The sequence below is a fragment of the Flavobacterium sp. KS-LB2 genome (genome assembly GCF_036895565.1).
Taxonomy (GTDB): domain Bacteria; phylum Bacteroidota; class Bacteroidia; order Flavobacteriales; family Flavobacteriaceae; genus Flavobacterium.
Genome location: NZ_CP145904.1, coordinates 2,098,901 through 2,125,240 on the forward strand (window position 1 = coordinate 2,098,901; position 26,340 = coordinate 2,125,240).

20 protein-coding genes are annotated in these 26,340 nt (G+C 32.7%); 14 read left to right on the forward strand and 6 right to left on the reverse strand.

The window, feature by feature from the left end:
- The first annotated feature begins 4 nt into the window (after positions 1–4).
- The gene (gene clpB, locus V5J73_RS08935) at positions 5–2,608 is read left to right on the forward strand and encodes an ATP-dependent chaperone ClpB (RefSeq protein WP_338645136.1); all 2,604 of its coding nucleotides are present in this window, start codon (positions 5–7) and stop codon (positions 2,606–2,608) included.
- 269 nt (positions 2,609–2,877) lie between these two features.
- Positions 2,878–6,189: a YCF48-related protein gene (locus tag V5J73_RS08940; protein ID WP_338645139.1), complete on the forward strand. Its 3,312-nt coding sequence runs from the start codon at positions 2,878–2,880 to the stop codon at positions 6,187–6,189.
- A 228-nt stretch (positions 6,190–6,417) separates the two neighbouring features.
- On the opposite strand, the gene V5J73_RS08945 is transcribed toward V5J73_RS08940, so the two are convergent.
- Positions 6,418–6,885 carry an OsmC family protein gene (locus V5J73_RS08945; RefSeq protein WP_338645140.1) on the reverse strand — a complete coding sequence of 156 codons (468 nt, stop codon included), beginning with the start codon at positions 6,883–6,885 and terminating at the stop codon, positions 6,418–6,420.
- A gap of 202 nt (positions 6,886–7,087) precedes the next feature.
- Here V5J73_RS08945 and V5J73_RS08950 point away from each other — a divergent pair, with 202 nt between their 5' ends.
- The 3 genes from V5J73_RS08950 to V5J73_RS08960 all read left to right on the forward strand — a co-directional run bounded on the left by V5J73_RS08950 (position 7,088) and on the right by V5J73_RS08960 (position 13,221).
- Positions 7,088–7,957, forward strand: coding sequence for a DUF808 domain-containing protein (locus tag V5J73_RS08950; RefSeq protein ID WP_338645142.1), 870 nt, complete (start codon positions 7,088–7,090; stop codon positions 7,955–7,957).
- 473 nt (positions 7,958–8,430) lie between these two features.
- Complete coding sequence (locus V5J73_RS08955) at positions 8,431–11,904, forward strand: RNA-binding domain-containing protein (RefSeq protein ID WP_338645143.1); 3,474 nt, start codon at positions 8,431–8,433, stop codon at positions 11,902–11,904.
- 243 nt (positions 11,905–12,147) lie between these two features.
- Positions 12,148–13,221 (forward strand): serine hydrolase domain-containing protein, encoded by a 1,074-nt coding sequence (locus V5J73_RS08960; RefSeq protein ID WP_338645144.1) that lies wholly within the window; start codon positions 12,148–12,150, stop codon positions 13,219–13,221.
- Positions 13,222–13,261: 40 nt separating this feature from the next.
- On the opposite strand, the gene V5J73_RS08965 is transcribed toward V5J73_RS08960, so the two are convergent.
- Positions 13,262–13,543, reverse strand: a complete 282-nt coding sequence (locus tag V5J73_RS08965; protein WP_338645146.1) for a hypothetical protein — start codon at positions 13,541–13,543, stop codon at positions 13,262–13,264.
- A gap of 257 nt (positions 13,544–13,800) precedes the next feature.
- On the opposite strand from V5J73_RS08965, the gene V5J73_RS08970 reads away from it, so the two are divergent.
- Entirely contained in the window at positions 13,801–14,688 is an 888-nt protein-coding gene (locus V5J73_RS08970) for a carbon-nitrogen hydrolase (RefSeq protein ID WP_039110633.1), read from the forward strand.
- A 78-nt stretch (positions 14,689–14,766) separates the two neighbouring features.
- Here the strand turns inward: V5J73_RS08970 and V5J73_RS08975 are convergent, their stop codons facing one another.
- The gene (locus tag V5J73_RS08975) at positions 14,767–16,293 is read right to left on the reverse strand and encodes a choice-of-anchor I family protein (RefSeq protein ID WP_338645148.1); all 1,527 of its coding nucleotides are present in this window, start codon (positions 16,291–16,293) and stop codon (positions 14,767–14,769) included.
- Positions 16,294–16,478: 185 nt separating this feature from the next.
- Between V5J73_RS08975 and V5J73_RS08980 the strand changes: the two genes are divergently transcribed.
- A complete protein-coding gene (locus V5J73_RS08980) occupies positions 16,479–17,519 on the forward strand; it encodes an agmatine deiminase family protein (RefSeq protein ID WP_338645150.1) in 1,041 nt (346 codons plus the stop codon).
- 79 nt (positions 17,520–17,598) lie between these two features.
- Here V5J73_RS08980 and V5J73_RS08985 read toward each other — a convergent pair whose 3' ends face one another.
- Positions 17,599–19,866, reverse strand: coding sequence for a M1 family metallopeptidase (locus V5J73_RS08985; protein ID WP_338645152.1), 2,268 nt, complete (start codon positions 19,864–19,866; stop codon positions 17,599–17,601).
- 173 nt (positions 19,867–20,039) lie between these two features.
- On the opposite strand from V5J73_RS08985, the gene V5J73_RS08990 reads away from it, so the two are divergent.
- The 3 genes from V5J73_RS08990 (at position 20,040) to V5J73_RS09000 (ending at position 22,154) form a co-directional block, all read left to right on the forward strand.
- Positions 20,040–20,891, forward strand: a complete 852-nt coding sequence (locus tag V5J73_RS08990; protein ID WP_338645154.1) for an aldose 1-epimerase family protein — start codon at positions 20,040–20,042, stop codon at positions 20,889–20,891.
- Positions 20,892–20,906: 15 nt separating this feature from the next.
- Positions 20,907–21,455, forward strand: a complete 549-nt coding sequence (locus V5J73_RS08995; protein ID WP_338645158.1) for a GNAT family N-acetyltransferase — start codon at positions 20,907–20,909, stop codon at positions 21,453–21,455.
- Between the two features lie 147 nt (positions 21,456–21,602).
- Entirely contained in the window at positions 21,603–22,154 is a 552-nt protein-coding gene (locus V5J73_RS09000; RefSeq protein ID WP_338645160.1) for a DUF3575 domain-containing protein, read from the forward strand.
- Positions 22,155–22,156: 2 nt separating this feature from the next.
- On the opposite strand, the gene V5J73_RS09005 is transcribed toward V5J73_RS09000, so the two are convergent.
- Positions 22,157–22,387, reverse strand: a complete 231-nt coding sequence (locus V5J73_RS09005; RefSeq protein ID WP_338645162.1) for a VF530 family protein — start codon at positions 22,385–22,387, stop codon at positions 22,157–22,159.
- 48 nt (positions 22,388–22,435) lie between these two features.
- Here V5J73_RS09005 and V5J73_RS09010 point away from each other — a divergent pair, with 48 nt between their 5' ends.
- The 3 genes from V5J73_RS09010 (at position 22,436) to V5J73_RS09020 (ending at position 24,539) form a co-directional block, all read left to right on the forward strand.
- Positions 22,436–22,921, forward strand: a complete 486-nt coding sequence (locus tag V5J73_RS09010) for a SixA phosphatase family protein (RefSeq protein WP_338645163.1) — start codon at positions 22,436–22,438, stop codon at positions 22,919–22,921.
- Between the two features lie 38 nt (positions 22,922–22,959).
- Positions 22,960–23,412 (forward strand): SsrA-binding protein SmpB, encoded by a 453-nt coding sequence (gene smpB / locus V5J73_RS09015; protein ID WP_338645165.1) that lies wholly within the window; start codon positions 22,960–22,962, stop codon positions 23,410–23,412.
- 77 nt (positions 23,413–23,489) lie between these two features.
- Positions 23,490–24,539, forward strand: a complete 1,050-nt coding sequence (locus V5J73_RS09020; protein WP_338645167.1) for a Fic family protein — start codon at positions 23,490–23,492, stop codon at positions 24,537–24,539.
- 48 nt (positions 24,540–24,587) lie between these two features.
- Here V5J73_RS09020 and V5J73_RS09025 read toward each other — a convergent pair whose 3' ends face one another.
- Complete coding sequence (locus V5J73_RS09025) at positions 24,588–25,229, reverse strand: protein-L-isoaspartate(D-aspartate) O-methyltransferase (RefSeq protein WP_338645169.1); 642 nt, start codon at positions 25,227–25,229, stop codon at positions 24,588–24,590.
- 144 nt (positions 25,230–25,373) lie between these two features.
- Here V5J73_RS09025 and V5J73_RS09030 point away from each other — a divergent pair, with 144 nt between their 5' ends.
- Positions 25,374–26,339, forward strand: coding sequence for a Gfo/Idh/MocA family protein (locus tag V5J73_RS09030; protein WP_338645171.1), 966 nt, complete (start codon positions 25,374–25,376; stop codon positions 26,337–26,339).
- Position 26,340: the final 1 nt, after the last annotated feature.

Sequence of the window (26,340 nt, forward strand, 5' to 3'; positions counted from 1 at the left end):
TATCATGAACATAAATAAATTTACAATCAAATCCCAGGAAGCCATTCAGCTTTCGCAACAATTGGCGCAAAGCCAAGGACAGCAACAAATAGAAAATGAACATATTTTCAAGGCTATTTTTGAAGTAGATGAAAATGTGGCACCTTTTATTCTGAAAAAACTGAACGTAAATGTGCCGTTATTTCTCCAAATATTGGATAGCACGATTCAGAGTTTCCCGAAAGTTTCCGGTGGCGAAATCATGCTTTCCAGAACCGCAAACACAACACTTAATGAGGCCGAAATTATCGCTAAAAAAATGAATGACGAATTCGTTTCAGTAGAGCATTTAATTTTGGCAATTTTTGATTCTAAAACCAAAGCTGCCCAAATATTAAAAGATCAGGGCGTAACGGGAAAAGGACTGAAAGCAGCCATAGAAGAATTGCGAAAAGGAGAACGAGTAACTTCGGCATCTGCGGAGGAAACATACAATTCATTAAATAAATATGCCAAAAACCTCAACGAACTGGCTCGATCTGGAAAACTAGATCCTGTTATTGGTCGCGACGAGGAAATTCGCAGAGTGCTGCAAATTCTGACACGTCGTACTAAAAATAACCCAATGTTAGTCGGTGAACCTGGCGTAGGGAAAACCGCCATTGCAGAAGGTTTAGCGCACCGAATTGTAGATGGAGACGTTCCTGACAATTTGAAAGATAAAATCGTGTATTCCCTTGATATGGGAGCGCTGATTGCCGGTGCCAAATACAAAGGGGAATTTGAAGAGCGCTTGAAATCTGTGGTAAAAGAAGTGACTTCTGCCGAAGGTGATATTGTCTTATTCATTGACGAAATCCATACGCTTGTGGGAGCTGGCGGTGGCGAAGGTGCCATGGATGCAGCGAATATCTTGAAACCCGCTTTGGCTCGTGGAGAATTGCGCGCTATTGGTGCTACAACTTTAGACGAATATCAAAAATATTTTGAAAAAGACAAAGCACTCGAAAGACGTTTCCAAAAAATAATGGTTGAAGAACCGGATACCGAAAGTGCGATTTCAATTTTGCGTGGAATCAAAGAAAAATACGAAACGCATCATAAAGTCCAAATCAAAGACGACGCTATTATTGCGGCTGTCGAATTATCGCAACGTTACATTACCAACCGCTTTCTTCCGGACAAAGCCATTGATTTAATGGATGAAGCCGCTTCAAAACTGCGTATGGAAATCAATTCGAAACCCGAAGAACTCGATGTTTTGGATCGAAAAATCATGCAGTTGGAAATTGAAATTGAAGCCATCAAACGTGAAAAAGACGAAAGCAAACTCAAAATTCTGGGTATGGATTTGGCCAACCTCAAAGAAGACCGCAATGAAATCTACGCCAAATGGAAATCAGAGAAAGATGTAGTCGATAATATTCAAGCCGTTAAAACGGAGATTGAAGACTTCAAATACGAAGCCGAACGTGCAGAACGTGAAGGCGATTATGGAAAAGTAGCCGAAATTCGTTACGGTAAAATCAAAGAAGCACAGGAACGCCTGGATGTTTTACTCAAAGAATTACAAGAAAACCAGTCGGGAACTTCGTTGATAAAAGAGGAAGTTACCCGCGAAGATATAGCCGAAGTTGTGGCCAAATGGACCGGAATTCCGGTGATGAAAATGCTTCAGGGCGAACGAGAAAAATTATTAAAACTGGAAGATGAATTGCATCACAGAGTGGTAGGACAGGAAGAAGCGATTCAAGCCGTGAGCGATGCCGTACGTAGAAGCCGTGCCGGACTGCAGGACATGAAAAAACCAGTAGGAACGTTTCTTTTCCTTGGAACAACAGGAGTTGGAAAAACAGAATTGGCGAAAGCCTTAGCGGAATATCTGTTTGACGATGAAAATGCAATGACGCGTATTGACATGAGCGAATACCAAGAACGCCACAGCGTAAGCCGTTTGGTGGGTGCGCCTCCGGGATATGTAGGGTATGATGAAGGCGGACAATTGACCGAAGCCGTTCGCAGAAAACCATATTCTGTAATCTTATTGGATGAGATTGAAAAAGCGCATCCGGATACGTTTAATATCTTGCTACAAGTTTTGGACGAAGGACGTTTGACAGATAACAAAGGACGTTTGGCCGATTTTAAAAATACGATTATCATCATGACTTCTAATATGGGAAGCCAGATTATTCAAGATAAATTCGAAAATCTAAAAGGAAGCGTGGAAGCTGCAACCGAATTGGCTAAAGTCGAAGTATTGGGATTATTGAAACAAACGGTGCGCCCAGAATTCATCAATCGTATTGACGAAATTGTGATGTTCACGCCATTAACTAATGAAAACATTGCTCAAATCGTAGGGTTACAACTGAAAAATGTAACCAAAATGCTGGCACAACAAGGCATCACGATGGACGCCACTCCAGAAGCTATTGCCTATTTATCTGAGAAAGGATACGATCCGCAATTTGGAGCTAGACCCGTGAAAAGAGTGATTCAACGAGACGTTCTCAATGAATTATCCAAAGAAATTTTATCCGGAAAAATAACAACAGACAGCATTGTTTTGATTGATGCGTTTGATGGAAAACTGGTTTTTAGAAATCAAACCGAGTTAGTTTCCTAATTGGAATAATTTAAAAATAATGAAAACATCAGTCGAAAGGCTGGTGTTTTTTTGTTGCTATATATAAATATATTCTATTCACTGTTTAAAAAATTGTCAACAAGAAAAAACAGCAATTTGAAATTAACACTGAAATAAACAAAATAATTTAAAAAAAATAACACGAATATTCATCTATTTTTATTTACTTTCGGAATTTAAATTAAACTAGAAAAGTAATTTTTTAAAAAAATCAGTAGTAAGAATAAACAAGATTTTAAAACTTATTAATGAAGTTAAAAAAAACACCAAAAATAATTATGAATATTTCTACAACTTTCAAAAATCTAGTATTCGTTTCCGCTTTTTTTTGTTTCTCATTACCTATACATTCTCAAACCAATTGGGAATTATTGAACCCAAAACCATCCAGTAATAATGGTTTAGATATTCGTTTTGTTTCAAGTAGCAATGGATATATTATAAATTCTAATGAAATACTTGAGACTTTAGACGCTGGAGTTTCTTGGCAAAAAAAACAAAATATAAACAGTGGGAATGACTTAAATTTCTATAGTACCATCGGTTTTATTGTCGGTAATAATGGTTATGTTTTAAAATCCAATGATGGCGGAACTTCTTGGTCACAAATTTCCACAGGGTTCAGCGATAATTTTAACACAGTAAACATTATAAATGAAACTGACATTATTATTTCAACTTCAAATAGTATTATTAAGTCCTCAGATGGAGGTTTAACTTGGACAAATAAAACAATCCCTAATAGCACAGTTAATAAAACGTTTTTTGTAACTCCTCTAATTGGTCACGCAGCATGTAATAATGGTACAATGCTAAAAACTGTTGATGGAGGTGTCAATTGGTATGTTACCCAGAGCTCCAATTCATTTCCATCAGATTTATTAATGGTTTATTTCATAAATCAAAATATTGGTTTTTACACAAAAGAACATAGCGATATGTATAAAACGATTGATGGTGGAGAAACATGGTCCAAAGTAAATGGAATTTCTGATGCCATTTATGCAATATCTTTTTTAAATGAAAATATGGGATATGCAACTGGTGCTGATGGAGTTATTTTTAAAACCATGGATGGAGGAAATACATGGGTATGGGCTGGTTTCCAAAATGGACGTTATGCTAACACAACAATATATGGCATACATTTTTTAGACCAAAACAGAGGTTATGCGACTGGTGCTCGTGGACGAATTATTAAAACTATTGATGCTGGTAAAACTTGGACTGAGAACTCACCTACTTATAATGATATCAAGCAGCTGCAGTTTATTGATAACAATATGGGATTTGCTGAAGTTGGAGACAAATTCTTTAAAACAGTGGACGGTGGCCAAAATTGGCAAAATATTGGTTCCTTGAATCTTGGACAATCAGTTTTCGCAAGTAAATATCAATTTATAAATAAAAATTTAGGCTACGCTACAACGGGAGGAACTTACGGAGGACAAGTATATAAAACCGTTGATGGTGGAATTACTTGGGCAATATTAAACAATGGATATTACATTATTGACGAAGGTATTGATTCTATTTGTTTTTTGGATGAAAATACTGGTTTTATATCAGGAGGGTTTAATCAAAAAAAAGTAATGAAAACTATTGATGGAGGTATTACATGGCAGCAAGTATTGAATCAAGAATTTGGACAAATACAATTTCTCAATAACCAAGTAGGTTATGCAAATCGTATCGGTTATACAGGTGGCAGAATGTACAAGACTATAGATGGAGGTAATACTTGGAATATAAATATTGATGTCGACCAAAGTATTAATTCTTTTCATTTTTTAGATGAAAATAACGGTTATTTTGCCGGTGACAATGGCTTAATGTATAAAACTAAAAATGGCGGAATTACTTGGGAGAAATTGACAGTACCTTATGTTTATTACACATTTGTAAAATTTTATTCTAAAAATGTAGGATACATTTTTGATGATTATGGACGACTATACAAGACAACTAACGGTGGCGTCACATGGGAAAATATAACAACAATAAACTCGTATGGTTCACCATCAAATTATATCGATATTGTTCAAAAAGACATTTACGTAGGTGGTAGTAATGGTAAAATTTTAAAAAGCGAGATTTCATTTGATCCTGTTTCAATTCTTGCTAATCCAGTTCTAAATCTATCAAACAAGGGTGCAACACTTTCTGGAAATGTAGCTTCGAATCAAGGACTTATTCAAAATATTAGATTTGAATACGGAACAAATTATGCTCTCTCTAACATTAAAAACACAAATCCTAATTCAGTAACTTTCGATTCTTCATTAGATATTTCTAGTGATTTAACTAATCTTAGTCCAAATACAACTTACTTTTATAAAGTGGTGGCAACTTATAACAACATCGATTATTCAAGTCAGATCTTGAGTTTCACTACACTTCCAGATTTTGTAGTATCCATGAATGATATTTACACCTATTCTTCAAATACCGCAGAAGTATCAGGAAATATAAAATCAAATGAAAATGAAATTTCCAATATTGAATTTCAGTACGGAACAAAAGCTGATTTTTCAGAATTTAGTATTTTACCACTAAACACTTTGATAGCAGGAAATACAAATCAAAACATCACAAGTAATTTGTCAAACTTGATTCCAGAAACTACTTATTACTTGAGAATTAAAGCAGTACATAAAGGACTAAATATTTATAGTCCAGTAAAATCATTTAAAACAAGGGCAGAATATACAATCAATTTATATAATCCTACTATTAGTGGTAATAATGTTACTTTATCAGCTTATATAACTAGTTATAATAAAAACATCACTAACATAGTTTTTGAATACGGAACCATAAATTATGAAAATTCTATCTCGACTGCTATCAATCAGGTACCTCTAAATACTTCAAATACTGTAAGTGCTACAATTGCTAATCTAGACCCAAATTTGACCTATTATTATAGAATAAAAGCATTAAATGGAACTGATATTATTTATAGTAAAGGAAACGTTTTTAATACTTCAGGCAATGTAATTATGGTTTCTAATCCAACAATAGAGACGACTTCTGCTATTAGTTTTGTGGGTCTCATTAATGGCTATGGAAAATATCTTACAAATATTCAATTTGAATATGGTCTCACAGACAGCTATGGTTCAACAATTAACGGTTTACCTAACTATGCTTTTGGATATGAGACAAGCACTATAACAGCTACAGTAACTAATCTATTACCAAATCAAACCTATTTCTATAGATTAATCGCTACATACAACGGAAACAAACTTTACTCCAGTAAATATCAATTTACAACTAACACGCTAAATATTGATAATTTTGATATCGATAATAATAAAATTACCCTGTATCCAAATCCAACAAATGATGAAGTGAGTATTACTTCAAATGGAATTAAGAATGTAGCAAGTATTATATTAATTGACATTACTGGAAAAGTATTAATGACTCAAGATAATCCAAATCAAAAAAATAATTTTAAAATTTTACTTTCCAACCAAGCAAAAGGCACATATATTGTAAAAGTGCTATTTAGCGACAATACTATTAGTAGCAAAAAACTTATTTTAAAATAAATTCTGTCCGGAAAAATAACTACAGACAGCATCGTTTTGATCGATGCGTTTGATGGAAAACTGGTTTTTAGAAATCAAACCGAGTTAGTTTCTTAAGAATCTAGAACATTTAAACTTATGAAAACACTAGTCGAAAGGCTGGTGTTTTTTTTTATATCATTCTGTTTTTAGAAGTAAACCAGCTCTGATTTAATTGCTGTTTTAGGATCAATATAATGCGAAACCACTTTAATCTATAGCTTCAATTTCACAAGTTGGAAAATGCAGAATTGGAAAATTACAAGAATTGGCTATAAAACAGAGTTGGTTTGCTTTTTTATGCAAGCTAAGTGCCTCCTCTATTTTTTCTTTGTTAGTAATACAAACTTTAGGATTGAGATTAATGGCAATAAAACGTCCGCTACTGTCTTCCGAAACTTCCAGAGTTGCCTCTGCTTCGTCTGTATAAGACACAACGTCAATCCCATTTTGTTTACAAACATACAAGTAAGACATCATGTGACAGGAAACCACACTGCTCAACAACAAGTCTTCGGGATTGTATAAAGCGGGATCTCCTTTGAAAGCTTTAGCAGCCGAAACATGTAGAACAGCCTTACCATCAATCGTTATGGTATGACTTTTAGTATACGTCGCCGCTTCCTTTTTAGAAAAAAGCCAATCTAATTTAGCTTTAAATACATGTTTGAACCCCATAATTATTTTTATTTCAAAAGTAACTAAAAACAGTACGACTAATGCAGAAAGGTTTTAGGTGAATATTAACTAAAAATTCACCCCTTTTATAAATAGAGTAAATAAAAAAAGTTTTAGATTCGCAGGAATAAACAAACAAAACGCGCAGCTTACATTTTGGTAAAGTAATACCAAAATCAATGCAGTTTCTAAAACAATCAAAATGGCATCAGGTTTTTTCGCACTATTAGATGATATCGCAGCAATCATGGATGATGTTGCAGTAATGAGTAAATTTGCAGCCAAAAAAACGGCTGGTATTTTAGGTGATGATTTAGCCGTAAATGCTGAGAAAGCTTCCGGATTTGTTTCATCGCGAGAGCTTCCGGTATTATGGGCAATTGCAAAAGGTTCTCTGCTCAATAAGGTAATCATTTTACCCATCGCTTTTTTGCTGAGTGCATTTTTACCGGTAGCAGTTATCATAATCTTAGTACTTGGAGGACTTTATTTAGCCTACGAAGGTGCCGAAAAAATATACGAATACTTCTTTCCGCACGAACATGCAAAACACGAAATTTCGTTGGAACCGATGACCGAAGAACAAATTTTAGCCTTTGAAAAAGAAAAAATAAAATCAGCCATCGTAACCGATTTTATTTTATCAGTAGAAATCGTAATTATTGCATTGGGAACCGTTATTGGCAAACCTATTTTATCTCAAATTATGGTTGTTTCCATCATTGCAATAATAGCAACCGTAGGTGTTTATGGGATTGTAGCCCTAATTGTACGTATGGATGAAGCAGGTTTAAAACTGATAAGCATGAGCACCAGAGAGCGTAGCTTCTCAAAGACTATCGGAAATATTCTGGTACAAGCCTTGCCAAAAGTCATTAAGAGTTTATCCTTTATAGGTACCATCGCCTTACTGTTAGTAGCAGGTGGCATATTTGTACACAACATCGGTTTTTTACATGGCGTATTACCTCAATTACCTTCCATTCTAACTGAATTTTTAATAGGACTTGTATTTGGTGGAATTGTTTTGGGAATTGTTACGCTGTTCAAAAAGATCACTGGCAAAAAGTAAGCAACATTTGAATACACTTTAGCCGCATACATAATTTAAAAACAAGGAGAACATCAGTCGAAAGGCTGGTGTTTTTTTTATGTCTTTTTTTAGGAGCAGACGACTTTGTTTTTTCAACACGAGTTGTCCCGCTGTCCGCAGTATCCACGCCCAAAAGCGTGGGATACTTACTTCCATCGGGGCTAATTTAGTACTATTTGATTTCCTAAACTTAAAAGTAAAAAAAGCACTTTAAAAATCTAAAAAATAGTGCAATACCGATTCACACACGTATCAAAAAGCATCTATCAAATAAAAAGCTCTTTTAATAATTTGTAAGAAAATTTTAATATATTTGAAATTCAATACTGCGCAACAAACCTTCGCCAATCTACCCATATTTGGGTGTATATCCGAAGTTTTCTTTCGCCTATATATTAGTTGTGCATCATTCTGCAAAAACCTAAATGTATTAAATAGAATAATCTTCTTATATGATAGAATTAAAATGTGAAATTGTTGAAATAACTAAAAGAGGTGAAAATGAATATTTTTTGATAAACTCAATAGAAGAAAATCAGAAATACATTATACCTATAGAACAACTTTTAAAGTACAACATAAAAGTAGGTGAATCTCATATTTTTGAAAAAAAATTAAATAAAAATTCTCAAAAATATTTTCTAGAATACTTATATCAATCAAAACCTATTTTCAATCATCATTATTATGTCTGTGGTCAAACCTATGATTTTACAATTATTAGTATAGAAGCTTCTTTAAATAAGAAAGGTAATACAATTTCAATAATTAGTGTTGAAGATGTAGACAAAAATATAATTACAGTTTTAGGACTTAAATGGCAAACGAAAGATCTCTGGAAATTTGATACACTTAAATGTGAAGTTGAACGTATTTCAGCAAATGGTTTACCAATGTTAATTAATAAGGAAAATAGGCATCCAATATATAAAATTGGTCAAGAATATGATTTTAAAGTAGTTGAAGAGAAAACAAAAGAAATAAAAAATATAAAATATGATATTTATGAATTAGAAGGAAGTGATGGTTGCATTCATGAAGTTAATATCTTACCTGGTCAAAATTCAATTAAACCAAAATTAGAAATTATTAGTTGCGTGGTAATAAACATTACGACTCACATTAGATTATCCCAAGGAAATGTAAAAGACAAATTTTATTCTTCATTTGAAAAAATAGTAAATAAAAAAGATTTTGAAAAAAAATATTTTATACCTCTTTTTAATAATATTGATAGTTCAACCAAAGATGAAATACAATTAGTAGAACAATATAATTCCCAAAGTGCTTTTTGGGTCTTAACATACACTAATAAGATATTACCAAAACTATTTAAAGAAAGTATCTTAAAACAAGAATATAAAAAATCTAAAGAAATTAACAAGCTTATCATTGCCTTTGAAGATTGGATAATTACAAAAGGAATTATAACTTCTATTCCTGATGAAGAAATAAGAGTAAGTACTATTTATAAAGCAAAAAGTCAATTAGAGTCATCAAAAATTTTGGATTCTGTAATATCTACTCTAATATCAAATCCTTTTTACTTTCTATCTGACAATGCCTTTTTTGAAGACAAAAAAAATCTCCTTCCGAGATTTTATTTTATTATTAGTTTTTCTAACATTGACGTTATTGAAACAAATTTATTTATAAATAGATTAATTGAAGTACTTAAAATAATAAATTTAGAGTCTAAGTCCGATTTATACTATTTAAACAAAATATTGAATTACGTTTCCTTTGTTAAAAAAGGATATATTAGTGAAGAAGAAAAAGAATATTTTAGTTTATCTTCTCAAAAACCAAATGAATTAGCTTTTAACGCAAACGAAATTAAATACATTCATTTATCATATGGAGAAATCTTAATTTCTCTAATACTTTCTAAAAAAGAAAATGCAAATATATTAATTGGACAACTACTAAAGTTATATACAAAATCAACATCTGAAATTAATAAAAAGGAATGTCTACTCTACAATGCTTACAAGTATTTCGAAAATTATCAAATTCTAGACCTTGATATTCCTTTTCTCTATGATAATGAATTAAACATAAATTTTGCATTGTTAAATTCAAATTTATTAGATTTAGAAATTGACAATGATGTTTGGGATATTTTAGAAAATATATACAAGAAAAATGATTCTTTTTCTGTTCAATTAACTAAAAAAAGCAAAACTGGTTTTGAGGTAAAATATAAAAATCTAAAAGGATTTCTACCATATCATCTAATTTGTGAAAATTCATTAAAAAATTACCCTTTTGATGAATGCGATTATACAATAGAAGCAAAATGTATTACGATTAGTAGACCTTTCAATTTTTTCATTATTGAACAATTATTTAATGAAAACTCGAATGAGAGTTACAAAAATAACATTCCATTTATAATAGGAAAAGAATATGATGCAATTGTAAAAAACGTTGTTAGTTATGGTTTGTTTTTATCTACAAATGCCGGAGAAGGTCTATTACATACAAATGATATTTTTGATTTTGGATGGAATACTGGGAACATATACAATTACTTTAAAGTTGGGCAAAAAATAAAAGTCATACTTAATGATAAAACAGAAGATGGAAAAGCACAATTTAGCTTTTATAAGCTGAAAGAAAGTAATTTACTATATTATAATGATTATGTCGAAAGAATTTTGTCGAAAAATTTATCAGGATTATTTGACGTAAATCAAGAGAAAGAACAAGTAACTTTTTTTGAAATTGCTTTAAATGAAAAGGCATTTTGTATAGAACAATATGCTGTATTACAAGCGGACTTTGATAAAAAAATACAAAACTTTCAAATTGCAAAGCAATTTTATACTAATGCTCAAAATGCCAGAAGTTTTTTAATTAATATTTATACTTCATATTTTGAAATTTTGTTAAACATCAAGTTAACTTTAGATAGTGGGTCATTGAATGAAATAACAAAAATTAAAAACAATGCTAAGGAAATAAAAAATAAAATGAGTCAAAAAACTTTGGAAACATTTCCAGATTCTGATAAACTTATTTTCTTCTTGGATATTATTAGCATTTTCAATGAAAAAAGTGAAACTACATTAGAATTACTTTTTGAATATATTAAGAAATATGCAAGCGAAGTATCTCACAAAGATCTAAAAACTATTGCGAAAATAACTTTAGCAAATAATTTGTTAATTTCTGAAAGTAAAGAAGATACAGGTTTTTCTTTAAGAAATCTACGAATGATTTTTGATTATTTATCGAATGGGATATTATCATTAGAAGAAACAATAGAAGACGTTAATTTAAGACAGCTAAAAGAAGATTTACTCTATTGGTCTGAAAGAATTAAAGAAGATGAGAGTGAAACATTAGAATTTAAATCTTCTTTTTTTACACCAATTCCTGATAAAATAAAAAGTAGAAGACTTGAAATACTTAAGAAAATTGAAAAACCAACTGAACAAAATAAGTTAGAAATAAATAAAATCAACGGCGAACTCGCTAGAAAAATTGTCATTCATAGTTCCTTAAAGACTTTAGTAGCATTTGCAAACCACAAAGGTGGGACCTTATTAATCGGAGTTGACGACAATAAAAAAATTATAGGTTTAGAGCAAGAATTTAAAACATTTTCAAAAAAAGATCAAAATAGAGATGGGTTTGGTAAGTACTTTGACACGACAGTTAGAAACTATATTGGCGATAGTTTTTCCTCATTAATGAATAGGAAATTTTTGAAATTTCCAGAAGGTGATATTTTAATTGTAAACATTGAACCAAGTAACCACGAGGTTTTTTTACTAAAAAATGAAGAAGGTAAAGATGATGAACAATTGTATATTAGGAATTTATCATCCTCTAAAGAACTCAGAGGCTCTGAGCTTGCTAAGTATATTAAAAATAAACATCTTGGAATTGTCTATAAAAACATGGAAGTAACTTTATAATTTAAAGAACGAATCCACAACACTTGCTAAAACTCATAGCTAGTTTTTCGGTAGATTGCCCGCTTACTTTTCATAACTTCGCTCGGGCGGTTATGGAAAAAAAGCTTTCCATAAGCCGCCACGAGCTCTAGCAAGGAAACGTTAGCTCTCCAAAGTTTACTGACTTAGGAGTGAACATGAAGAAACACAAATAAGAAATATCTACATACTATTTAAAACCAACCAAAAAAAACAGAATAATACATGAAAAAAATAATGCTACTCCTTGCCTATTTTACTGTTAGTAATTCTACTTATTCTCAAGCTGACAAAATTGATGTTGCGATAAAAGACCTGATGCAAAAAAATAAAATTGTTGGTTTGCAATTAGCCGTAATTAAAGATAATGCTATTGTTAAAACAAGTCATTACGGCTTAGCATCAGTCGAAGATTCGATAGCAGTGGATAGCCAGACTGTTTTTAGTATTAATTCTATTACTAAAGCATTTACAGGAGTTGCTATTATGCAATTAGTCGAAAATGGCAAATTAAATCTTGACGAACCTATTTCAAAATATTTGGATAAGCTGCCTAAAACTTGGCAAAATATTACGGTAAAACAAATAGTAACTCATCAGTCAGGACTTCCTGAAATTTGGGATTCACAAGGAAATATGTTATCTGAAAATAGTGAAACTTTATTCCAAAAAATAAAAGAATTACCGCTCATTTTTAAACCTGGTAAAGAATTCAGAGACAGCCAAGCCAATTACCTGCTACTTGGAATGCTTATTGAAAAAATAAGTGGACAGTCATTTGAAAAATTCATTACAGAAAACCAGTATAAAAAAGCGGGAATGAAGAATTCCATCAAAGCCGGGATAGGCGATTTTTACAACATAATTAAGCACTCCGCAAAGCCGTATTCTTATTTTAGAAATAATGTTCTAACTAATGTGTATCAGCCAATGCCTTCAAATTTGTATCCAGCCGGCGGAATCTATTCAACGGCAACTGAAATGGCACAATGGATAATCGCATTACAAAGTAATCAATTAATTAATGCTGAAAATCTAAATACGCTTTCGACTCCAATACGATTAGATAATGGAGAACTATATCAAGAAGACGGTTTTCTGAATCAAAGTTCGATTGGTTTTTATTCCTCTACAAGAGTCAAAAACCCTGTAATTGCCTCGTTAGGTGGCAATAGAAATGCTTTATACATTTATCCAAAAGATAATGTTTCAGTAGTGATTTTGACAAATTTAGTGGGTTCTCGTCCAGAAAATTTCATAGAAGAAATAGCAAATTTATACCTAACAGCGGAAAAATAACCTGGAAAAAAATGACTTTCCTTTACAGGGAATTAGGACATTAAAATAACTTATATATTCTATGAATTGGAATCATCACTCCTTGTTTTAACATCACATTTTTGTCTGTAACGCCCCAAACGGTAGTATCTACTATTTTTTTGGATTCGTCATCTTCAAAGAAAATTTTAATTTTTGAATGTTCTAAATTTCCTAATGATAAAGCCCTATTAATCTCGCTTATTCTGGTTTTTATTTCGTCAACATCGTCAAGAACATCTGTTATCGGAAATTTAAGAAGAGCGATGTCTTCTTTATCGATGATTTTGAATTCTTCTGTCATAATGGTAAAAATTTAATGAATACTAAATTACTTGTATTGTAGTACAACTTAACCCGTTTTATTAGCTATAATACGCTATACAAAAATAAAACCTCCTTGACTTTGTTAATGCCAATTTTATATTAATTTTTTCTCTGGCTTAATTCCTAAAAATTCAACACAATGAACCTACAGATAATTTAAAACCTAAAAAACGCATTGCCCCTATTTTCTACTCTTTATAAAATTCACTATTTTTGCAATCTAAAATTTTAGTCATGCCAAACAAAAAATATAAAATAGCGGTCATTCAATTGAATCTTAATGATATTGCCGAAAACAACTTGAAAAAATGTATCAGTTGGGTTCGTGATGCCGCCAACCTTGGTGCCGAAGTGATTTCGTTGCCGGAATTATACAGCAGTCATTATTTTTGTCAGAGCGAAGATGTAGATAATTTTGCTTTGGCAGAACCATTATACAGTACTTCGTTTATTGCTTTTAGCGCTTTGGCAAAAGAATTAGGCGTAGTGATAATTGTTCCTTTCTTCGAAAAAAGAATGGCAGGAATTTATCACAATAGTGCGTATATCATTGACACGGACGGTTCAGAAGCAGGATTGTATCGTAAAATGCACATTCCGGATGATCCTCATTTTTATGAAAAATTCTATTTTACGCCAGGTGATTTAGGTTTCAAAACAATTCCAACCAAGAAAGGAAAAGTGGGAACCTTAATTTGTTGGGATCAATGGTATCCTGAAGCGGCTCGTTTGACTGCTTTACAAGGTGCTGAAGTGTTGTTTTACCCAACAGCAATTGGATGGCATCCACAAGAAAAAGAGCAATATGGTGAAAACCAACATGGTGCTTGGATGAGTGTTATGAAAGGTCACGCGGTTGCAAATGGCGTATATGTTGCTGCAGCAAATAGAATTGGTTTAGAACAATACTTGCCTGATACGGCGGGAATTCAGTTTTGGGGATCTTCGTTTATAGCGGGACCACAAGGCGAAATTTTGGCGCAAGCCTCACATGACAAAGAAGAAATCCTGATTGCTGAAGTAGATTTAGATTTACAGGAAAATGTGCGTCAGAACTGGCCATTTTTTAGAGACAGAAGAATTGACGCTTTTGGAGATATTACAAAAAGAGCAATCGACTAAATCGTCTTTCGATACTAAAAAATCCCTGCTGAGAAATAATTCTAAGCAGGGATTTTCATTTAAAGTAAACTTCTAAATCTAATTCAAATCCGGTTGGAATATTTTAACGACACCATCGCCTTCACTACTTACTACCACTAAACTTCTTTTAGTTGGACTTTTTGAAGCTGGAATAAAAAGCAATCCCTCTGGAGCATCACCCGTTTTAAAACTCTGCAAAAATTTTGGAGCAGCAGGATTCGTAACATCATACACCATAACGGCATCTACTCGTTCCAATCCAACAAAAAGAATCGTTTTATCGCCCATTTTAGTCACCACAACTGATTCTGGCTCTACAGATTTATCATCACTTCTGGCATCATCATAAATACCCAATTCTTGTGCTTTTTTATCTAATTCATTTTTACTGTCGAATACCATTTCTCCTGTGTTTCCATTCCAAATGGAAAAAGAACGGGCTCCAAAAGAAACTAATTCATCAAAATCACCATCGCCGTCCGTATCACCCATTTTGGTATTGATATTCAATCGTCCCATACTTGTTTCTGCTTTTAAAGCTGCAGCATTAGGAAATACAATTGGGTCCAAAACAACCGAAGAACTACCGATTCTTTTTACATCTACAAAAGCAGAATATTCTCTGGCATCACCCTCATTTGCAGTAACGATATAAGGGATTTTATTGATTTCAAAATTAGTGATAGCATCCGGTTGAAACATTCCTTTCGCTTTCCAAGTATTAGCTAAAACAACACCATCTTTATCGCTGATGTCAATAGCATTTTCGGCAAGATTGTAATCTTTGTATCCTAAAGGGAAAATATTGGTGATGGTTTTTGTTGCCAAATCAATTTTAGCCACTCCGTTATTTTCCTGTAAAGTCACCCAAGCCGTCTTAGAATCTGCAGAAATCGTGATATATTCCGGTTCAATATCAGAAGCGAAATTATTTGTTGGACTTGCGATTCGGAATCCTTTAGTTTTCAATGTACTCAATTGACTGCTAAAACTTCCAAAATTTAAAGTCGTCACCGCATAATTATTGTTGACCGCAATAATAGAAACAGAACCGTCCGGATCTATTGAATACGTATCATTTGGTTCTCCTTCATTAGCAGTCATAATATAATTCCCGTCAGGAGAAAATGTAATCATATCCGGTAAAGCACCAACCGTAATTTCTTTGATTACACTGTAATTAGCGGTATCAAAAACAACCACTTTTCCTGCATCTTGCTTATTTGGTTTTGCTTCTAATGCCACTGCTAACTTTCCATTATAAGTAGCAACACTGTTTGAAGCTCCATTAAATGGGGTTAAATCAATACTTGTTAGAAAAATCGGACTGGAAGGATTAGACAAATCAATAACATCAATCCTATTCGTATTACTGTTGTTTACGGTAAATAATTTTTTAGAAACTTCATCATAAGCACTAATTTCAGCAGCTCCGGCACCACCAATCGTTATGGAACCAATTTCTTTAAAAGTGGCAGCATTTTCATTTACAACCAACTCTGGAGAATCCTCCTTATTAGAATCATTTTCGCAACTTGACAATATCATAATTGCCGCTAATAGTGTAACACTATATTTTTTCATAACTGTATTTTTAAGTTTTTTCAAAAATAACTAGCTGAAGCCCGACAAGAATTAACTCAATATTATATAATCATTACCAAAACTATTCCTATAAATTCGTGAGTTGGCAAAAATGAATGGTTGCTAACTATTTTAAAATCCTACTGAATGTTTATATTTGCAGTCTTTAAAATTAGAAACGCTGTATGACTACAAATAATAGAAGATTCCCTGCAGAATGGGAAAAGCAACAAGGGATTTTACTGTGTTTTCCACACAACGGAAAAGACTGGCCAGGAAAATACGAGGCGGTTCAATGGGCTTTTGTAGAGTTTATTAAAAAGGTAGCGACTTTCGAGCAAGTCTTTTTAGTCGTTGCCGATGAAAACCAAAAAGAAAAAGTCAATACGATGTTGGAAACAGCTCATGTTGAGCTAACAAATGTTTCCTACATTATTCATAAAACCAATAGAAGTTGGATGCGTGATTCGGGTCCGATTATCGTTAAAAACGGAACCGAAAGAGAAGCTTTGAACTTTAATTTTAATGGTTGGGCCAAATATAAAAACATTCAATTAGACAAATTTGTTCCTGCGAAAGTGGGCAAATTTTTGAATATTCCTGTAACTCAAGTTATGTACAAAGGAAAACCGGTAATTGTAGAAGGTGGCGCGATTGACACAAACGGAAGAGGAACTTTATTGACTTCAGAAGAATGTTTAATGCATCCTGATATTCAGGTTCGGAATCCAAATTTCACCAAAGCCGATTACGAAGCGGTTTTCAAGGAATACCTTGGAATTACGAATGTGATTTGGTTAGGTGACGGAATTGAAGGTGATGATACGCACGGACATATCGATGATTTATGCCGATTTGTAAACGAAGATACGATTGTGACAATTGTAGAAACAGATCCAACGGATAACAACTACAAACCATTGCAAGACAATTTAAAACGCTTGCAAAACGCCAAACTGGAAAATGGAAAATCACCTGTAATTGTGGCTTTACCGATGCCAAAACGTTTGGAATTTGACGGCTTACGATTGCCAGCGAGTTATGCTAATTTCCTGATTTTGAACAATTGTGTTTTGGTTCCTACTTTTAACGACAGTAATGACCGAAAAGCGTTGAACATCCTTGCAGAATGTTTTCCGGATCGAGAAATCATTGGGATTAGCGCTACTGATTTTATTTGGGGTTTTGGAACATTACATTGCCTAAGCCAGCAAATTCCAGAATAGATTGAAAAAAAAATAGATTCCATAAAAAAAGACTTGTAACATTAATTGCTACAAGTCTTTTTTATTTAATGTCTAAATACTATTTGTCTCTGGTAAACGGTATTTTTTGTCCTTCAGGTACTAACATTTCAAAGCCACTTAAACTTTCATTAAACTCAAAGGTAAGTCCTGCTTGTTTTGATTCAAATTTATTTTTACCAACTGGTTCTGCAGAAAAACTTGGATAGCCAGTAATTAGGACATTTAACGCGCCATTTTTCTCTGAAAATGTAATTTTTAACGGTGCCATTTTAGTTGAAAACGTTCCTAAATAACCATCTAAAATCACATCTTTTTCAATCAAACCTTTGTCAGCTGTCCAAGTATTATTAGTTGTATTACTATCTGGTAAAACATGATCCGGATCTAATGTAATACTTTCAATTTCTTCTGTCGAATTGTGTTTGAAAGACCACGCTTTGTTTCTTTGCCAAACTTCAACTGGTAATGTAACACGTGTTGTTTTTCCGCTTTTCGTTTTTATGTCTAAACTTACCGGCATAGCCATTTTTTCTAAGTTTTCAATAGAAATAACTACTCCTTGTTTAGGGTCGTTTTTAACGTATTTTATCGAATTAATTCCTTGGTCTAAACGCCAGTTGTATTGAAACCAACCTCTCCAAAACCAACTTAAATCTTCTCCTGCAACATTTTCAATTGTTCTAAAAAAATCGTCCGGTTGTGGATGTTTGTAAGCCCAACGTTCTATATAGGTTTTTAAAGCTAAATCAAAACGTTCTGGTCCAAGAACTTGTTCACGCAAAATCACTAATCCTGAACTAGGTTTTGAATACGCTAAAAGACCAATATTAGCTTCTTTCATGTTGTCCGGAGAACTCATTATGGTTTCAAGATTCGGACTTGTATACACTTCAGCTCTTTGATGCATATCCGCTTTTGGTTCCTTATACTCACCATTATTAAAATCAAGGGAACTCAATGAATTTATAAAAGTATTAAAACCTTCATCCATCCAAGCAAATAATCTTTCATTTGAACCTACAATCATAGGAAACCAAATATGGCCAAATTCATGATCTGTAACGCCCCATAAATCAGCTCCTTTCGATTCCCAGCTGCAAAAAACAATTCCAGGATATTCCATTCCACCTTCGTTACCGGCAACATTTGTAGCCGCTGGATATGGATATTCTAACCATCTTTTAGAATAATTTTCAATAGAAGCTTTAGTGTATTCTGTCGAACGTCCCCAAGCTGCGTCTCCTGCACTTTCCACTGGATAAACAGAGATTGCCAATGATTTCTTTCCGCTAGGTAAATTGATTTTTGCTGCATCTAAAATAAATGCTGCAGAAGATGACCAAGAGAAATCACGAGCATTTTTGATTTTATAATTCCACGTTTTAGTAGTTGCCGCAACTGTTTTAGCTGAATTTTCAACTTCGGCAGCAGTTCGGATAAAAACAGTTTTATCACTTTGTTTTGCTTGTGCTAATCTACTTTGCTCCACAGTAGAATAAACCGCTGTAGGATTCAGTAATTCCCCGGAAGCAACCACAATGTGATTAGAAGGCGCTGTAATACTCACATCAAATTCACCATATTCCAAGTAAAATTCCGATGCTCCCAAATACGGATTGGTATTCCAACCACGTACATCATCGTACACACACATACGCGGATACCACTGCGCAATGGTAAAAATCTTACCGTTTTTAGTTTCTAAAACTCCCATTCTGTCTGATCCTTCAAATGGTGCTAAAAAAGAGAAATCGATTTTGATTTTAACAGAACCACCTTTAGCGTTTAATCCCTGTGGAAGAAAAACCTGCATTCTCGTATCTGTAATTACATATTTGGCTTCCTTTTCGGTAGAAACTCCTTTTACAGTAGTAATTAGTTTCACTGATTTTATTTTATGACCGCCATCAAAAATTTGGCCTTGAGCCCCATTTCGGCTTCCTGTCAAAGGAACAACAGCATTTCCACGGGAATCTGCTTTGAATAAATTCTGATCCAAGTTCATCCAAACAAAAGCCAATTTATCTGGGCTATTGTTCGTGTAGGTGATGATTCCTGTACCTGAAATCTCGTTGTTTTTTTCGTCTAGTTTGGCTGTTAATTTATAATCGGCACTGTTTTGCCAATATTCAGCTCCTGGCTGACCACTTGCAGATCGCGTACTTGTTCCATTTTTCGAATAAAAATGTGGAGCAAAAGCATCGTGATAATCGTATTTTGAAACTGCATTAGCAGATGCATTTGTTGGGGTTTGTTGCGCCCAAACGGATGTAACTCCCAATAATAAAGTCAGATGTAAGATGACTCCGAATCGAATATTTTTCATTTTCTTATGGTTTATATCACAAATTAATGAAAAAAAAGAGAATTTTGAACTATTGTTGTCGAATTGATTCCATTTAATTTGAATAAAATCAAGCTTGATCTTTATCAGAATTAAAAATTATAAAATATATTTACGCGATGAACCTATTTTTAAATTAATCCGAAAAGATAATTTTGACAACTACGATAAAAAACGAGAATCTTTCTGCTGAAATCAAACATTTTGGCGCTGAATTAATTTCCTTAAAAACAAATCTGAATAAAGAATACATTTGGGAGGGAAATCCAGAATTTTGGGGCAAGCACTCTCCTATTTTGTTTCCAATTGTTGGAACATTAAAAAACAATTCCTTTCATCATAATGAAATGGAATATCATTTGTCTCGACATGGATTTGCCAGAGACATGGAGTTTGAATTAATCGATGCAAAAGAAAATAGTGCTACTTTCTCCATACAATCTTCTGACGAGACCTTAAAAGTATATCCTTTTGAATTTGAATTACAACTGATTTATACATTAGACAAAAACAATTTATTCATTGCATATAAAGTAATTAACAAAGGAAAATCTACGATGCCGTTTTCTATTGGAGCGCATCCCGCCTTTGCTTTACCAAATCAATTCGAAAATTATGCTATTGCTTTCGAAAAAGAAGAATCCTTAGAATATTATCTATTGGAAAATGATTTAATTTCAAATAAAACAAAAAAATTAGAAGTTCACAATAAACAAATTCCGCTGACTTATGAATTGTTTAAAAACGACGCTTTAATTTTCAAAACATTAAAATCCAATTCATTGACTATTTTAGAGGATGAAAATCCTATTTTAAGAGTCCATTTTGAGGATTTTCCAAGTTTAGGAATTTGGACCAAAATGAATGCGCCTTTTCTTTGTATTGAGCCTTGGTTTGGTTATTCGGATACCAATGAAAATTCTGGAAATCTATTCGAAAAAGAAGGTATTCAAATTTTAGAATCCAATGCAACTTTCCATTCAAGATTCAGTATCGAAATCCTTTAATTAAAAAATGTAAACATGTTAACTATAAATTTCAGTCCATTTCCCAATTTAGAAACTGAACGCTTGCTTTTGAGAAGAGTAGATTCTAATGATATAAATGAGATTTTCGCATTGCGATCCAATCCAGAAACGATGAAATATATCCCAAGACCATTAGTAAAAACTGATGAAGACGCCTTGGAACATATCGCAATGATTGATAGTAAAATTGATAGTGACGAAGGTATTAATTGGGCGATTACGTTGAAAGACAATCCTAAACTGATTGGAATCATTGGTCACTACAGAATAAAACCAGAACATTATCGCGCCGAAATTGGCTATATGTTACTTCCGGAATATCAAGGAAAAGGAATTATTTCAGAAGCGGTGAAAGAAGCTGTAAAATATGGATTCAATGTTATGAATTTGCATTCAATTGAAGCAATTATTGCTCCTGATAATTATGGTTCTGCAAAAGTTTTAGAAAAAAATGGTTTTGTTAAAGAAGCACATTTAAGAGAAAATGAGTTTTATGAAGGTCGGTTTTTAGATACGGTAATCTATTCTATTTTGAACAAATAGTCATTATTTCCGTTTTCTTGATCATTACTAAAATACGTTTAAACTGACAATATAAACTTTAAACATAAAAGACAATCAAACATTAATGGCTATATTTGCGCCTGTTTTTAGTCAACAATTGATTTAAAAAAGTAGAAACCATTCTTTATGAAAAAATTATTTATTGCTTCTTTTATATTCTTTTCGTTCTTATTACAAGGACAAACTTACATCAAAGCAAATGCTTTTACTACTTTATTAACGATTCCAAACGTAGGTATTGAAACTAGTATTGGAGAAAAATCGACCTTACAATTTGATGTTTTGGCTTCTTTTTGGGAATCTGTAAATGGCAAACCTAGAGAGTTTTACACGTTCACATCAGAATATCGATATCATTTTAAAGAAAAACACAACGGATTTTATGCCGGAGTACACATAGGTGGGAGTTCTTTTAACTTTCAAAAATGGAATTATTTAAATACTGATAATTATGAGAAAGGTTTGGGGTATTTTCTAGGTTCAACTATTGGATATCAAATAAAAATCAATGATAAATTTATGTTGGATTGTTTCTTAGGTGGCGGCTGGCATCAAGGTTTTTACAAAGGGTATCTCATAAGCACGAACGAGCGAGTAGATGGCGCTATTAAATACAATAAAAGTGGTGAATGGTTTCCTTACAGAGGTGGCATTATGGTTTCCTACAAGTTAAACTAGGTCTATTTGGGTAATTTAGCGATTGATTTTATGTACAAATCTTCTACTTGCTTTCTTGCCCATTCTGTTTTTCTTAAAAAAGTCAAACTGGATTTCACACTTGGATTATCTGTAAAACATTTAATTTTCACTAATTCTCCAAGAGTATCGAAACCATAATAATCAACTAATTGTTCTACGATTTTTTGAAGCGTAATTCCGTGAAGCGGGTCTTTCGATTTTGAGTTTTCCATTTTGCAAATATATTAAAATCGTAAATACTAATTTTTAAATTTATTAAAATGAAAAAGTATCTAGTACTAATCGCTTTATTTGTGATACAAATTAGTTTTGGTCAACAAATCACAACTACTTATTATTTCATACGCCACGCTGAAAAAGTTGATAATTCTCAAAATCCAGATTTATCAGCAATTGGTCTTGAACGAGCGAAACTTTGGAATGAAATATTCTCCGAAATAGATTTCGATCTAATTTATTCGACTGATTACAATAGAACAAAACAAACCGCAACTCCCACTTCAACAGCTAAAAAAATTAGTATTGAACTTTACAATCCTAAAACGATAGCCATTGATTCGTTTAAAAAAGAAACACTTGGGAAAAAAGTTTTGATTGTGGGGCATAGCAACACAACACCTAATTTCGTAAATCAGATTATCAACCAAAAGATATATGCAGATATTGAAGATACTACTTTTGGTAATCTTTATATAGTGACAATAATTGGCAATACTATCACACATCAACTGCTGAAATTGCCATAAATTATTGCTAAACCTTTAATTTTTGCTACATTTGTACTATGCTAAAAACGATAAATATTTTAAATAAAAGAGCTCGATTTGACTATGAGATAATCGAAACTTTCACTGCTGGAATTGTTTTGGCTGGAACCGAAATCAAATCCATTCGTTTAGGAAAAGCCAATATCACGGAGAGTTTTTGTGAGTTTAGCAACAATGAACTTTTTGCAATAAACACCTATATTGAAGAATATACTTTTGGTAATCAATTTAACCATAAAGCTAGAAGTGAACGCAAATTACTCTTAAACAAAAGAGAGCTAAAAAGCTTATTGAGAAGCGTACAAGCTAAAGGTCTTACAATAATTCCTTTGAAATTGTTTACCAATGAAAAAGGAATGGCTAAACTACAAATAGGTCTTTGTAAAGGTAAAAAAACCTACGATAAGCGAGAATCTCTAAAAGAACAAGACACGAAACGCGATCTAGACAGAATCAAAAAATCATTTTAATTCAAAGAAAATTAAAAAAATAGTTTTTTAATTTAGAAAATGACTAAATTTGTCAAGACAAATTAAAACATTTTAAAATGAAAACGCTACTCAAAAATGCAAGAGAACTAAAGGGACTCAAAACTAGAGAAGTGGCACAACTTTTAGGAATTGATCAAGCCTTAATCAGTAAGTTTGAAAGTGGAACAAGAAAACCCACCAGAGACCAAATTATAAAATTAGCCTCTCTACTAGAAATAGATTTAGAAACTATCATGGTAGCCTGGCTTAAAGAAAAAATTATTTATGAAATTGGTCAAGATGAGTTTGCTTTAAAAGCATTATTGGTTGCGGAGCAAGAAATTAGATATCACAGTAAACCTTCTAAGAAAAAACTATCTAGTACGCTTCAAAAAATTTTAGATGAAATAGACCTTCTCAAGATAAAACTAGATGAATTTCGGCAGTTTGACAGCTATCGCATTGCACAAGCTTTAGAACTAGAATATACTTTTGAAAGTAACCGTATCGAAGGCAATACAATGACTTTACGTGAAACTGATTTGGTAATTAATGAAGGTTTAACGATTTCCGGAAAAAGCATGCGGGAACATCTTGAAGTGATTAATCATCAAGAAGCGATTGCCTACATTAAAGATTTAATGCAACGAAATAGTGCCATAAATGAACGCGAAGTATTATCTATACACAATCTTATTTTGAGAGGAATTCAACCCGAAGATGCCGGACGCTATAGAAAAGTTCAAGTGATGATTCAAGGAAGCAGTCACATGCCTCCACAACCTTTTTTAGTGGCTAAGGAAATGGAAGATTTTTTTATTTGGTACGAAACCAACAAATCAATCCTTCATCCAATAATTTTAGCTGCAGAAATGCACGAACGTTTAGTAACAATTCATCCATTTATAGATGGTAACGGCAGAACTTCTCGTTTGGTAATGAATCTAGTTTTGTTACAGCATGGATACATTATTGCGAATATCAAAGGAGATTATGACAATAGAATGCGCTATTATCAATCGCTGGAAACAGCACAAACTAAAAACAATAAAGAAGATTTTTTATTATTCATTGCGCAAATAGAAAAAGAAAGCTTAGAGCGATATTTAACTATTATTGGTCAATAAAAATTTACTTCAGTTCCGTTCCCCTTGGAAAGGGTTGGGGATGGGATTTTAATTTTTATCTTCTAATAAAGGGACGAATCTAAATTCTCCAAACTCATGTTTTTCAAATTGTGTTTCGTTTTTTCGAATTAGTAAAGTCATTATTTGAACCTCTTCGCCTAAAGGAATAACTAGCCTTCCTCCTATTTTAAGTTGTGCCATCAAAGGCTGTGGGATAAATGGAGCACCTGCAGTCACAATAATACTGTCAAAAGGAGCATAACCTGGCAATCCTTTATATCCATCTCCAAAAGAAAGATGTTTGGGACGAATATTCAGTTTTGGAAATAAAATAGAAGTTTGCTTAAACAATTCTTTTTGTCTTTCAACGCTAAATACTTTGGCTCCTAACAAACATAAAACAGCTGTTTGATATCCAGAACCTGTTCCTATTTCTAAAATTTTATGCTCTTTTTTTACTTCTAATAATTGAGATTGAAAAGCTACAGTGTATGGTTGTGATATCGTTTGACCTGCACCAATGGGAAATGCTTTATCTTGATAGGCATAATCTTCAAAACTGGAATTCAAAAATAAATGTCTTGGAATCTTTTTTATCGCCTCCAAAACACTTTTATCAGTAATTCCTTTTTGTTCTAAAACGCTTACTAATTGATTCCGAAGTCCTTGATGCTTGGCTGTGTCTTTCAAAATTTACTATTTTATTTTGGTAAAAATAGAAAAGAATTTCTGAATTCAAATGTTGGATTTTAAATTTTAAATTAGCTGAATAATTGTCTCATATCAATAATAGATTAATCATTTTATTGCTATTTTTGTAAAAATTACATCGTTATGCTGAAAATTGGAGTATTAGGTGCTGGTCATCTAGGAAAAATACATTTGCGTTTATTACAACAATCTGATAAATATGAATTAGTTGGTTTTTATGACCCAAATCAAGAGAATGCCGAAAAGGTTTCTAAAGAATTTGGTTATAAACATTTTAGCACAATTGCAACTCTTATTCATGCAGTTGATGTAATTGATATTGTTACGCCAACACTTTCCCATTACAAATGTGCCAAAGTAGCCATAAAATCGGGAAAACATGTTTTTATTGAAAAACCCATTTCAAACACGGTTGAAGAAGCCGAAGAAATTATCGCTTTGGCTAAAGAATATAATGTAAAAGGGCAAGTTGGTCATGTAGAGCGTTTTAACCCAGCATTTATCGCTACTAAAAACATGATTGAGAATCCGATGTTTATTGAAGCACATCGCTTGGCTGAATTTAATCCTCGTGGAACCGATGTGCCTGTAGTCTTGGATTTGATGATTCATGATATTGACGCCATTTTAAGCGTAGTAAAATCTAAAGTAAAAAATATTAGCGCAAGCGGCGTTTCGGTAATAAGTGACACACCAGATATTGCCAATGCGAGAATAGAATTCGAAAATGGTTGTGTTGCCAATTTAACGGCAAGCCGAATTTCGATGAAAAACATGCGTAAATCTCGTTTTTTCCAAAAAGACGCTTACATCTCAGTAGATTTCTTAGAAAAGAAATGTGAAGTGGTAAAAATGAAAGATGCTCCAGAAGTTCCCGGCGACTTTGATATGATTTTACAAAATGCTGAAGGTGTAAAAAAACAAATCTATTTCTCAAACCCAGATGTAGAACAAAATAACGCAATCCTTGATGAATTAGAATCATTTGCAGTTGCAATAAATACTGATTCAACTCCAGTTGTGACATTGGAACAAGCAACTGAAGCACTTCGTGTAGCTTATCAAATAATTGATTGTTTTAAGAAATAAA